The sequence below is a fragment of the Psychrobacter sp. UBA6766 genome, assembly GCF_002453355.1.
Taxonomy (GTDB): Bacteria; Pseudomonadota; Gammaproteobacteria; order Pseudomonadales; family Moraxellaceae; genus Psychrobacter.
Window position 1 is genome coordinate 145,432 of the sequence record NZ_DKGQ01000042.1, and the last position, 12,723, is coordinate 158,154.

Here is a 12,723-nt window from a genome sequence, read left to right on the forward strand (position 1 = left end):
AACTATCTGATTTCTTCCACGCGCTCGGATCTATCATACTCTGACCACGTGGTGGCGTTGATGTCTTTTTCATCAAACACCACCACATGCTCTAGGATAGGCAAAATACCAATTTTTGAGCCAATTTCATGGTTGTGATGACTGGCAACCAACGATAAAACCGTTTGGCCGTCATCAAGTTGCAGGCGATAAAGATAGTTTGCGCCGCGGAACACACGTCCAACCACTAAAGCTGTTTGCGTGCTTTCATCATCATGAATGATATCATCAGGACGAACCAATACTTTAATCGGCGTACCATTGGGATAGTCGTACTCACAATACAGCGGCTGCCCCAGCGCATCATAGACTTCCATGCGTCGATAAATATCTCCAAGCGCGGTCTCGACATGACCTTCTTTGATGATGCCGTCTATCATCGCCCCTTCACCGACAAACTCAGCAACAAACGGACTGACTGGTTCATGATAAAGCTCGCTTGGGGTTGCCCATTGAACCAATTTACCTTTATCCATCACCCCGACTTTATCCGCTAAAGCAAAGGCTTCGTTTTGGTCATGAGTGACTAAGATAGCGGTGGTATTGGTACGTTTAAGGATATCCCGAACGTTCATCGCTAGCGACTCGCGCAGCACCACATCCAAATTAGAAAAGGGCTCATCAAGTAGTAACAACTTAGGGTTGGGTGCCAATGCACGTGCCAATGCTACCCGCTGCTGTTGCCCACCCGATAGCTCATTGGGCCGTTTATCGGCATGTTCCGTCAACTCAACGAGCTCTAGCATTTCTCTAACGCGCGCTTTTTTATCGGCCGCCGACCATTTATTAAGACCAAAAGCGATGTTTTTTGCCACGCTTAAATGCTCAAATAACGCATAATCCTGAAACACCATTCCCATGCCGCGCTTGGCGGGCGCGACCGCAAAGCCAGTTCGTGCTGATTGTTCCGTTAGACGCTGGTTATTTAAGTCAATCTTGCCGCCGCGGCTTTTCTCTAAGCCCGCAATCGCTCTTAAAGCCGTGGTTTTTCCGCAGCCGCTATACCCTAAAAAGCAGCCGATTTCGCCTTGTTGTAAATCAAGTGATAAGCCATTGACGATAATCGTATCATCATAACCAACGATTAAATCTTCTACGCTAAAATAAGCATCGACATCGCCGTCGATAGCATGAAAAGAATCAAGGTTTTGTTCTGTATCACTTTGATTTAAACCGCCTTGATTTAAGCCGTTTTGATTTAAAGGATGAAGCAAATTTTTATCCGCTTGTAGCTGCACTACCTGAGCTTTGGTTAATGGCGTTACTGGGGGTCTTTTCACAGGCTCCGGTTTTGCCTTGCCGCCAACTTTTACAGGTTTTGGCGCTGCTGGATTGGTTGAATCGTTCATCAAGTCAGTATACATAGACGGTACCAGTAAGCTATTAGTGAATAAAACCCATCATAAATAGGTTTTTAAATACTGTTGTTTCTAATAAGGCTATTTTTTAATAATTTCTTTAATAAGAGACAATTTAACCCTGCTTATCGCTTTGACGCAGCAGTATCCAAACCGGAATAAGGCCAACCAGCACGATGAGTAAACTTGGCAAAGCAGCACGTTCCCACATGCCCTCGCCCGTCATCTCGAACACCCGCACCGCCAGCGTGTCCCAGCCGTGCCGCCGCGTCATAAGCGTAATGGGCATCTCTTTCATGACCTCAACAAAACCCATCAATAATGCGGTCAACACCCCAGGACTAAGCACGGGCAACATCACTTGCCGCCAGCGCTGCCATGGGCTATCACTGAGCAATTTTGCTGCCGCTTCTTGATTGACGGTCAAGCGCTGTAGCTGACGGTCCACAGGCTGAAACCCCACAGTCATAAAGCGCGTTGACAAGGCCAGTAACATCACAATCACGCTACCGGACAACACTTGCTTGGAGATAAGACCAAAGCCAATCATCTGATTATCTAACCACGCGATGGGAATAAACACCCCAACAGCCAGTACCGTTCCCGGTACCACATAGCCTAAATTGGCAAATGTCACCATCATCTGAGTGGTTTTTTCCGGATATTGGCGTTTGATCCAAGCAATAATAATAGCCAAAAAAGCAATAAACAGCGTGGTCATACTCGCAATCATGAGGCTATTGGTCACAAAGCCGATATAACGTTCGTCAAAATCTTGGCGAAAGTTTGTGAGTGTCCAGTAAATAAGCTGTAAAAATGGGGCTAAGAACGCGATCAAAAACACCAACGTACAAAGTCCTGCCATCGCAATCTTGGCCGCCGTACTGGACTCAAGACGACGGTTACCACCTTGAGAGATGGTCGTGGTACCGCGGCGTGCTTGCCAATATTGCTCAAACAGCACAACGATAAAGACCACGCCAATCAATAACGCTGCTAACTGCGCGGCGGTCGTCAAACTAAAAAAACCAAACCATGCCTTATAAATAGCCGTGGTAAAGGTATCGACATTAAATACTGACACAGCACCAAAATCAGCCAATGTCTCCATGGTAGTTAATAATAAACCCCCAATTACCCAAGGCAGTGCTTGCGGTAATGCCAAACGGAAAAAGATACGGCTACGACCCAGACCCAGCATTTGCCCTGCTTCAACCACCCGTCTGCCTTGCGATAAAAACGCTTGGCGTGCCAGCAAGTAAACGTAAGGATAAAAAGCCAATGACAGGATAAGACCAGCACCCCAGACATTGCGTACTGATGGAATAGCAGATGTCACCCCAAACTCTCTTAAAGCCGTTTGTAGCGGGCCACTAAAATCAACAATACCGGCGGTAACAAACGCTAATACATAAGCCGGCATTGCTAATGGTAGCATCAGTGCCCACGAAAAAAACCGCTGTCCAGGAAAGCGGTACATACTCGTCACCCATGCAAGACCAGTACCGATACTGCCGGCTATGATGATCACCATGGTCAATAAAACAGCGGTATTTTTGAGGACTTGCGGCAATACATAATCGGCCATGTGCGTCCAGATGTCTTCAACCGGCTGTGACCATGAAAACAACACCACTACAATTGGGATGAACATAAACAACGAAATCAGCCCTAAGACTGATTTTGAGATGATACGTTTTTTCATGGCATAGTCACGGCTGACAGTACTTCCTTGGCGGATAGTACTATCAGAATCTCGATTAGCAGATGCTTTTGGCAAGGTCATCATAAAACTATCGTCATTATAAAACCATTATCGTTATAAAATCATTACCGTATTAGACGCACGAAAACCTTATTATATTATCGTCGAACTCTTATTTATAACCGGCTTTATCCATCAATTGAATGGCTTGGGTTTGTAGGGCGCCAAATTTCTGAACGCCAATATCGTCTTGTCTAAATTTACCCCACGATTTGAGTAAATCTGACTCATCAACCCCTTGTTTTACCGGATATTCCTTATTAGCACTGGCATAAAGTCCCTGAGCTTTATCAGAAGATAAAAACTCTATGACTTTAAGAGCGTCTTCTGGATTATCCGAATAAGCCGTTACCCCAGCTCCCGATACATTCACATGAGTTCCTGTGGTATCTTGGTTTGCCCAAAATATTTTAACAGGGAAATTAGGATCTTCAGCAACGATACGGCCGTAGTAATAGCTATTAGATAGTCCCACTTCACACTGACCAGCAGCAATGGCTTTTAGCATGTTTGTGTCATCACTAAAGACATCTGTTGCTAAGTTCGCAACCCAACCACGAATGACTTGTTCAGTTTTCTCTTCGCCCAAGTTTTCTATCATGCTGGCGACCAATGATTGGTTATAGACCGATTTTGAGGTGCGCAGACACAGCTTGCCTTTCCATTTTGGATCGGCCAAATCCGCATAAGTAGATAATTGATCGGCACTAACTTTACTTGGATCATAAAATATGGTTCGCGCCCGCAAAGACAGGCCCGTCCAGTGACCTTCTGGGTCACGATACTTAGCAGGGACATTTGCATTTAAAATAGAGGACGATACGGGCTGTAATAACCCTTGATCTGCTGCCTGCCATAGATTGCCAGCATCCACTGTCATGAGTAAATCAGCAGGGGTGTTTTTGCCTTCGGCCTTTAAGCGGGCCATCAATGGACCGGATTTATCTGTGACGAGTTCAACTTTTATTCCCGTCTCTTCGGTAAACTTATCAAGTAACGGCTTTATTGACTGCTCATGATGTGAGGAGTAAGCGGTAACTACATGCTCATTGTTAGCAGGCGCAGTATCCGCAGCTTCTGTCTCAACGCCAGCTGTTGTAACATCGGTATTTTGTTCAGGCGTTTCTGCCTTGTTACACCCAACCAAACCCAACATCAAGCTAAATATAGCAACAGACAAAGTCGCTTTAACAGGGCGAACAAAAGACAAAGGTGCTACAGACGCATTCAATGACATAGATGTCTCCAAGATAATACTGCCGATATAAGGGATAAAAATAACGCATCATTTGTCAGTCAAAATCACACACGAATGATAAATGAATCGATGGAAGGGTAACAAAACTAAAAACAACATACTAATAGAAATGATAGTAATTATCAATACATTTATCTGGACTCAGTATATCAGTAATGCGCCGTTAACTTCTTAAAGATAATAGGAATACTTTGGCTAGCTGGCCTAATTTAAGATGGGTTTTTTTAATATTGGCTATATAACAGCCACTGCCCTAAAATAACATTAACTGCCGCTTCTGTTCGCAATATACGCGGCCCAATATTGACTGCCGCGCAGCCTTGTGCGGTAAGTAGGTCAATCTCATAATCAATCCAGCCGCCCTCTGCACCGATAAATACCATACTAGGTAACACTGAGCCATTTGGTGCTTTGGGTTTTGTCAATTGTTGGTGCACGTATTGTGAAAATGATAGCGCACTGTAAGGATGCGCAACGATGGCACGATTGGTGATGAAACTTGTAAGCTCATCTTCAACAAAGGGTTTAAAACGTTTTTGCAACGTAACGCGCGGCGCCATTGTATCAACGCCTTGTTGTAGCCCTTCTAATACAAACTCGTCAAGACGGTTTAACATGGGACTTTGCCAATAGCTTTTTTGCGTCCGGTAGCTATTGATAAGAATGATATCATTGACACCAAGCGCGGTCATATCCATGATTAGACGGCGTAATACCTTTGGTCGCGGCAATGCCAGTACCACCGTAAGATTAAGCTTTGGTGGCGGGTCTATAGTTAAATCCACATCACGTAGTTGAATACTATCGGCCGCGATATTTTCAATAGTCGCCGTACCAAGACTGCCACCCAGTTGACCAACTTTTAACGTACCCCCTACTTTGGCGCCCAACACTTTATTTACATGGGCAATTTGCGCCAAATCATTGATATACGCAGACGCATTATCATGTTGAAAATTAGCTGCTGGCAATAATATACAGTTCATAGCGTCACTTATATCCGCTTTTAATTCACGTCTTAATTCAGATCTTAATTCGAATCTTAGTTCAGTTCTGGATTGAAAGGCGGTGTTGCGTATTGCTCAATGATATCTTCAATCATCGATAGCTGCCGAGGCAAAACTGCTTGCTGCTGCTCGGTCATTACTGCACCTGCTTGCCCTGCCTGTTTTGCTAAGGTCAAATGACTGAGCCAAAATTTCAACTGCTGATAAAGCAGATTATCATTATCGGAAGATGGGTTATTTTCATCAGAGCTATGGAGCTTGAATGAAGGCTGAGACATTTGTCCATTAAAATTAATCGCATTATAAAAAGGATTGTGCGGTTGGTATAATGCCCCAACGCTCGCCAATTTATCAACCACGCTTTGACAAGACTGAGTATAATTGCCCATCAATACAGGCGTCGCCACACTCGCCGGCTCAACGGGATTATGGCCACCAATATCAACTAGTGAGCCACCCACTAATGCCACATCGGCAAGCGCATACCACTTCATCAACTCACCCATACTATCGGCCAGATAAACTTGAGTTCTCGAATTCATTGTGCCTTCGTCACTGCGCCGCGTCATTATTAAGCCCGATTTTTCAATCAACTCTGCGACTTCATCAAAGCGCTCCGGATGTCTTGGCACGATAATTAACAGAGTATCAGCTAACAAAGGGTTGGAGAGAACTTGCTGCTGCCATGATAATACTGCCTCTTCTTCGCCGCTATGAGTGCTTGCTGCTACCCAAATCGGACGACCTGTCACACCTAAATCTTCGGTATCGCTTGCTACTTCAACTTCTTTAGCATCATTATCTTTATTTAGCTTTGGCGTATTAATTACCCATTTTAGCGAGCCTGCGACGCGGATTTGCGCGCTATGAGCGCCCAATTGCCGAAAGCGTTTTGCCGATTCATTATCTTGCGCAATAATCAAACTTAAGTTTTTCATCATACTGGCACTGACCGCGCCAATTTTTTGATAACTTTTAAAAGAAGACGCTGATAGTCGGCCATTAACCAAAATGCTTGGGATATGATGCTCGGACAATTTGGTTAAGATATTCGCCCAAAGCTCGGTTTCCACAAACAGTGCGGCAACGGGTTGCACATGCGCTAAAAACGTCTCAATGACCGCAGGGCTATCAACGGGAACGTAGCTATGACTCAAGCGGCCTTGGGCAATATCGTCGGCAAATCGACTGGCACCGCGCGCAAACCCCGTTTGCGTGGTATTGGTCAACCAGATTTGATAGCCTTTTGCCAATAAAGCATCAAGCAAAGGCGCGACAGTATTGGTTTCCCCTAAAGACACCGCATGACACCAAATGACTTTTTTGCCATTGCGGTCTTGATGATTGACATTAACATTCACAGCAGATTTAGAATCTACTGTCTTATCCCGACAATTTACATCGCACGCAGGCGGCGCAGGATAGCGCTTACCAAAACGCTGCTCTACTTCCTGCTGATAATTATCGCGCTTATGCGAGCGGCGCCATACTTGCAAACGATATAACGGTTTTAACAAACCAATCGTCAGCTGATAATAAACAGGGGGTTTATAAACGGCTCGGCTTTGCAATGGCTGAGGCGAATTATCAAGAGAGTGTAAGGAATGATCAGAAGTTGGCATGAAGAAGCCCAGATTAGTAATGGATCGGACAATAAAAAGTGGCGATAAAAAGCGCGCCAATTCTACCTGAATTTAATGCTAAACAATAGTTTTAAAGCGCTCGTTATTACAAACCCGAATTTAAAAGCTCGAACTTAAAGTCAGATTTTAAAAATCCAAATTTGAAATAAGCGCTTAAACAATGATAAATATTAATATAGCGACTATAATAATTACCGCAAACAATAGCTGATAACGCTTTAGACTATGCTGCTCTTGCTTTTGTGTGCTAATCAACGCCTGTGCTTGTTGCCACTGGTTTACCAAACTTACTGCTTCTAGATGACCATTTTGCGCCGCTTGCTCAAGCCAATACTTGCCATTAGTCATATCTTGCGGCACACCAAATCCTTGATAGTACATCTTACTTAATAAACGCTGGGCACGGCTGTCGTTTTTGCTGGCCGCTTGTTGAACCCATTCGACGCCTGATATCGTGTCCTCCGCACTGTTACTATTTATCCCTTCATCAAGTAGCTCATACATAGCCAATCGTAGCATTGCCGTACTGTTACCAGCATTAGCAGACTCTTGCAGTTTTAATAGGGCTTGCTGTTTTGCTGCTAAATGCTGCTGTGAAAAATTGACTTGCGCGCGCGGTTTTCCTTGCTTAGCAATATACTGCTCAAATTGATCCAATATTTTACTGGCTTGCTCATATTCTGTCTTGCCAGCGGTTTGTGCTACTTCTATTTCTTTCAGCTCTATAAGCAATTGAGTAAAAAGCTCTGGGGTTGGCGACTCTTTTATAACGGGTTTTACTGCTGGCTTTGGCTCTGTTTGTTTTAAACTCACTGGTGCAGATTTTACTGATGCAGTTTGTGCTGAGGGTGCTTCTAATGGAACCGTTGATGAATGAGCTTTTGCTAGCAGAGTGTCTGTTTTAATAAGTTCAGGTGCTGTTTGAGGTTCTTTGTCAAAATGACTATTAATACTTTCAGTATTTGCCTGAGTATCTTTACTGTTATGTTGAGGCACTACTGTCTTAACAGCTTCTTTATTGGCAGTTTCTATAGCGGCAGAGATAGGTAATTCATGATTATCACCCACACTTGGCAGCCTTGCACTTACTGCTTGATATAAACCGCTTGCGACCTGACCACCTTGAACTGACTCGAACGGCCGATCGATATGACCAAACAGGCGCAGCCCTATCGGCGCTAAGGCAAAAAATAGCGACGGCATATTATGCTTAGCATCTACCTTATTGTCATCGCGATAGATAACCGCCATATGCTGATAAAAGTCATCACTCAGCAATGGTAAGACAGGATAACGCTTACGTAGCTCAAACTCACCAAACCAATGCGGCGTATATTGCCATTGCTGCGCCAATATACGCCCGGCATAAAACCCTAAAAACACCATAAAATTACGATGGTGCTCATCTGCCAACAATGTCGCCTCATCCCACAAGCCAGCCTTAATCATGTCGCGGCGAATCTGTGATAGCAAGGTATCTATACGCTGTAGACTTGCTAGCGACTCATCAAGATTACAATGATGCAACTCAGCTTCATAAGCGATGCCGCCAGCAACGGGGCGCTCAGCTAAGAAATCTTGCCAATAACCTGCTGCAATATAATCAAGGGGCGTGACGGGCGATGCAGACATAAGACAAGTCTATCCTTTAACAAAGTAGCCATTTAAAAAAAGCGTTTTAGAAACCAATCCTAGGGCTGAGAATAATAAAGCGAATGACACAAGCACGACAATAACAAAAAATAAGTAGTTTACCTTAACCTAAAAGTAAAAGCGCTACAATAAAGGACTAAATAAGCGCACCACATTATCGAGCAGACGCTCGGCGCCGTGCCGCTCTCGCCACTCCTCTAAGCTCAAAAAACGACAACTTTGCAAGTAGACTTCTTGACAGTCAGCAACCTGAGCGACCATCTCTGGCGTATAAATCGCTAAGCTGACTTCCATATTTAAATAAAAACTGCGCATATCAATATTGACAGTGCCAAACAGACAGTAATCATCATCAATGACTACAGTTTTAGCATGTAGTAGTCCACCTTTAAATAAAGCGATCGTTACTCCTGCCTCAAGCAGCTCTTGATAATATGCCTGTGAGGCGTGCTGCACCAAAAATGAGTCCACCTTTTCAGGAACGATAATCGTCACCTCGACGCCGCGTTTGGCTGCGGTAGTTAGCGCTCCTGATAACGCTTCATCTGGGACAAAATACGGCGTGGTCATACGAATGCTTTTATTGGCACGATGAATCACCGTCACCAAGGTATTATAAATCACATGCGCCGTGACTTGCGGCGCTGATGGTATCAGCTGTGCCAATACATTCTCTACCACGGGCATTCGCGGTATGACAATAGAGGTCGATCCAATCTCGGGAATCTCATGCGAGTCGAAAAGCTCATCTAACACTTTAACGCGGCTATTTATATCATTGATGGTCGGGTTCATGACATAGAGCTTACGGGTATAATTATTCACTCGATGATTAAGCGCGTCGAGATTGTCTTTATTTTCCGCTCCGATATCGGTAGCAACCACCTTCGCCATCGCCGTAGCAATACTCATCGGCTCCTGACTGACACTACGTATCGCTACATCAATCCATTGACCGACGTTTTTATTTTGTTTAAAAAACTTTGGATCGACCAAATTAAAGCTACCGATATAGCCTATATGTTCGTCAATAACGATAATTTTACGATGATTTCGCAAATCCGAGCGTTTAAACAGCGTTTTAAACAACCCAACTGGGAGCGACTGATGCACAAAAACCCCAGCTTCTTCTAGCATACGATGCGGTTTGCTGTTAAAAAAGCTAAAACTGCCCACACTATCTGCCAAAATATGACACTCTACGCCGCGCTGCACCGCTGCCATCAACGCATCCATAACTTCAATTATTTGCCCTTTTGGATAAACAATATAAAATTCCATTAAGATGATGCGCTGAGCAGCATTGATATCTTCTATTAAACGCCCGAAAATAGCATTTGGCGTGGTCAATAGCTGCATTTGATGATCGGGAAATACCCCAAATCCTGTCCAGCGCGTACCGATTTTACTGACGCCGCTGTAATTATCGGGCAGCAGCTCTTGCCCTTTGTCAAACACCAGCTGCTCACGTTTTGCCATATCATTCATCAGTAGCCGTGCTTGATTCATACGTGCACGATAACGTCGCCCGATCATCGGCTCACCCAATAAGACATAGGCAATAAAGCCAACCAAAGGCAAGGTGTAGAGCACAGCAACCCAAGCAATCGACACACCGATATTGCGCTGTACCGTAACGATACGCAGCGTCATGACTATCATAAGAATGATGTGCAATAACAGACCCAATCCCGCGAAGTCGCCTAACGACCATGTGGTAAAGTAGTCATCAATAGAAAAGTTACCCATTTTAAAAATATCTATGTCCGCCTCCCTCTTTAGATATAACTCAAACTATTTATCTTTTTGCCAACTACTTTATTGATTCGATACAAAAGCATTATCAGTATAGTGGCTTTTAGCAGGCACGCAACGAATAACTGTGTAGTGGCTGTATAGCGTACGCTGCATGGTCTATGCAGTTACTTTTCTGCCGCTTTTTGAATGTTAATAAAGACTATTAATCACAATTTTAAAAAAATCTGAAATAATATTTGACAGCCATGTGTAAATGTATATAATACACACCCACAGAGCGAGGCTTTATTTAGTTATCCTCTGTTGAAAGTTATTCAAAGAGTGACAACTTTGAATGTTAGAACTTTTAGAAAATCCTATTTAAAGGATTTCAGTAATACCTAGTTTGGATGCGTCGTTTCCTAGAATTTACGACAATGTAAATTCTCTTGCGCTCAGACGAAGCAGTGCTTCGTTTTATCCTCACTCAGGGTGATTAGCTCAGTTGGTAGAGCGTCTGCCTTACACGCAGAATGTCGGCGGTTCGAGCCCGTCATCACCCACCACTTATTAGCAAGTGGCAAAACATGCTAATACGACCTAAGCAGCGGTAGTTCAGTTGGTTAGAATACCGGCCTGTCACGCCGGGGGTCGCGGGTTCGAGTCCCGTCCGCTGCGCCATATTTAAAACTTAGTTTTAATACAAAAGTTTCAACCTCAAGCATTAGATTGTTTGAGGTTTTTTTGTGTCCACGTGTCCGCTAAAATACTGATCTATAACATATTTTTCCACCTCTTAGAATATATAGTCTAAGCGGCTTATCTTTTTGTGTCCCATTCACACTAAATTTAAACCAAAGCAGTTTTACTGCTTTAAAATTTGTAAGCATCTACTTGGTGACCATTTGGTGACCTACCGCGAGAAATTATTCAACCCAAAGCTGGCAGACCCTCTAAGATATCTGATACATTGATAGACAGTATTGAAGATAAAGTAATATTAAAACTTTATCTTGTACCCCATCAGAGGTGTCTATGATTACCATCGCTAAAAATCGGTTTTATACGGGCAATACCACATCGCTTTTTAGCGCTGAGGTTGCTAAACACGTTCGTCAGTTTCATACCCGAATAGAAAACTATCAGCCAACGCCTTTGGTGTCATTATCCATGCTAGCAAAAAAACTGGGCGTAAAAGCCATTGTTATCAAAGATGAATCACATCGATTTGGACTCAAGGCTTATAAAGCGCTTGGCGGCTCCTACGCACTGGGACAAATATTGGCCGATCGCCTCAATATCGATATCCGTGACCTCGATATCAACACCGTTGCTGCCAAACTTGAGACACCTTTGATATTTATCACGGCGACTGCGGGTAATCATGGGATAGGCGTTGCTTGGGCGGCTCAGAAAATGGGGCAAAAAGCCATCATTTATATGCCAAAAGGATCACCGATAGCAAACGCTGAGCGCGTCCGAGAATTGGGATCGGAATGTTTTATCACTGATGACAACTATGACGACACCGTTCGCTTGGCAAATAACATAGCGCAAAAAAACCATTGGATACTGATTCAAGACACTGCCTGGGAAGGCTATCACGACATTCCCACATGGATTTGCCAAGGCTACCTAACCATGGCCGATGAAGCGGTCGAACAAATGGCGCTTTTAGATTTGGACACCCCAACTCATGTGATGCTGCAAGCAGGGGTCGGCTCTATGGCAGGCAGTATGCTTGAGTATTTGGTGGACAAACTTGGGCCAGAAAGTTTTCAGAGTATCATCACTGAACCTTCGGTAGCAAACTGTATCTTTCGCTCAGGGACGAGTGCTCACGGCGATAGGGTCAATGTTTCAGAAAACATCGATACTATTATGACGGGAATGGCTTGCGAGGTGCCAAGAGTGCTTGACACCATTATGACAGGACTTGCTTGCGATGAACCCAATCCCGACACGTGGCCGATATTAAAACAGTGCAGCAACTATTTTGCCCATGCTGATGATTCGGTATCAGCAGTGGGAATGCGTGTGCTTGGCAATCCGCTTATTGGCGATACTCAAGTAATTAGCGGGGCATCAGGTGCCATCACCTTGGGTCTTCTTTATCAGCTTTGCCAAGACAGCCGTTATCTTGATAGCCGCGAACAATTGGGGTTAAACCAAGACGCTGTGATTTTATTGTTTAATACTGAAGGCGACACCAATCCTAGTGGCTATCGCGACATCGTATGGAATGGCAGCTGATCAGCATGTG

At 44.1% G+C, this 12,723-nt stretch carries 8 protein-coding genes and 2 tRNA genes; 3 read left to right on the forward strand and 7 right to left on the reverse strand.

Features of this window, described 5'->3' with window-relative positions:
* Positions 1-2 precede the first annotated feature (2 nt).
* The 7 genes from B4K26_RS09760 to B4K26_RS09790 all read right to left on the reverse strand — a co-directional run bounded on the left by B4K26_RS09760 (position 3) and on the right by B4K26_RS09790 (position 10,472).
* Entirely contained in the window at positions 3-1,403 is a 1,401-nt protein-coding gene (locus B4K26_RS09760) for an ABC transporter ATP-binding protein (protein ID WP_296245212.1), read from the reverse strand.
* Positions 1,404-1,512: 109 nt separating this feature from the next.
* A complete protein-coding gene (locus B4K26_RS09765) occupies positions 1,513-3,186 on the reverse strand; it encodes an ABC transporter permease (protein WP_296245213.1) in 1,674 nt (557 codons plus the stop codon).
* An 88-nt stretch (positions 3,187-3,274) separates the two neighbouring features.
* A complete protein-coding gene (locus tag B4K26_RS09770; protein ID WP_296245215.1) occupies positions 3,275-4,399 on the reverse strand; it encodes a Fe(3+) ABC transporter substrate-binding protein in 1,125 nt (374 codons plus the stop codon).
* A 245-nt stretch (positions 4,400-4,644) separates the two neighbouring features.
* Entirely contained in the window at positions 4,645-5,406 is a 762-nt protein-coding gene (locus tag B4K26_RS09775) for a 16S rRNA (uracil(1498)-N(3))-methyltransferase (RefSeq protein WP_296245217.1), read from the reverse strand.
* 56 nt (positions 5,407-5,462) lie between these two features.
* Entirely contained in the window at positions 5,463-7,049 is a 1,587-nt protein-coding gene (locus tag B4K26_RS09780; protein ID WP_296245219.1) for a 3-deoxy-D-manno-octulosonic acid transferase, read from the reverse strand.
* 174 nt (positions 7,050-7,223) lie between these two features.
* Complete coding sequence (locus tag B4K26_RS09785) at positions 7,224-8,702, reverse strand: tetratricopeptide repeat protein (RefSeq protein WP_296245221.1); 1,479 nt, start codon at positions 8,700-8,702, stop codon at positions 7,224-7,226.
* A gap of 144 nt (positions 8,703-8,846) precedes the next feature.
* The gene (locus B4K26_RS09790) at positions 8,847-10,472 is read right to left on the reverse strand and encodes a cardiolipin synthase (RefSeq protein WP_296245222.1); all 1,626 of its coding nucleotides are present in this window, start codon (positions 10,470-10,472) and stop codon (positions 8,847-8,849) included.
* Positions 10,473-10,950: 478 nt separating this feature from the next.
* Here B4K26_RS09790 and B4K26_RS09795 point away from each other — a divergent pair.
* The 3 genes from B4K26_RS09795 to B4K26_RS09805 all read left to right on the forward strand — a co-directional run bounded on the left by B4K26_RS09795 (position 10,951) and on the right by B4K26_RS09805 (position 12,713).
* Positions 10,951-11,026: transfer RNA gene (locus B4K26_RS09795), tRNA-Val, on the forward strand.
* A gap of 38 nt (positions 11,027-11,064) precedes the next feature.
* Positions 11,065-11,141 (forward strand) — tRNA-Asp (locus B4K26_RS09800).
* 354 nt (positions 11,142-11,495) lie between these two features.
* The gene (locus tag B4K26_RS09805; protein ID WP_296245223.1) at positions 11,496-12,713 is read left to right on the forward strand and encodes a diaminopropionate ammonia-lyase; all 1,218 of its coding nucleotides are present in this window, start codon (positions 11,496-11,498) and stop codon (positions 12,711-12,713) included.
* The last annotated feature ends 10 nt before the right edge of the window (positions 12,714-12,723 follow it).

Coding starts and splice junctions, on each gene's coding strand:
- B4K26_RS09805 (WP_296245223.1), top strand. CDS start 11,496: ATGATTACCATCGCTAAAAATCGGTTTTATACGGGCAATACCACATCG.
- B4K26_RS09780 (WP_296245219.1), bottom strand. CDS start 7,049: ATGCCAACTTCTGATCATTCCTTACACTCTCTTGATAATTCGCCTCAG.
- B4K26_RS09765 (WP_296245213.1), bottom strand. CDS start 3,186: ATGATGACCTTGCCAAAAGCATCTGCTAATCGAGATTCTGATAGTACT.
- B4K26_RS09790 (WP_296245222.1), bottom strand. CDS start 10,472: ATGGGTAACTTTTCTATTGATGACTACTTTACCACATGGTCGTTAGGC.
- B4K26_RS09775 (WP_296245217.1), bottom strand. CDS start 5,406: ATGAACTGTATATTATTGCCAGCAGCTAATTTTCAACATGATAATGCG.
- B4K26_RS09770 (WP_296245215.1), bottom strand. CDS start 4,399: ATGTCATTGAATGCGTCTGTAGCACCTTTGTCTTTTGTTCGCCCTGTT.
- B4K26_RS09760 (WP_296245212.1), bottom strand. CDS start 1,403: ATGTATACTGACTTGATGAACGATTCAACCAATCCAGCAGCGCCAAAA.
- B4K26_RS09785 (WP_296245221.1), bottom strand. CDS start 8,702: ATGTCTGCATCGCCCGTCACGCCCCTTGATTATATTGCAGCAGGTTAT.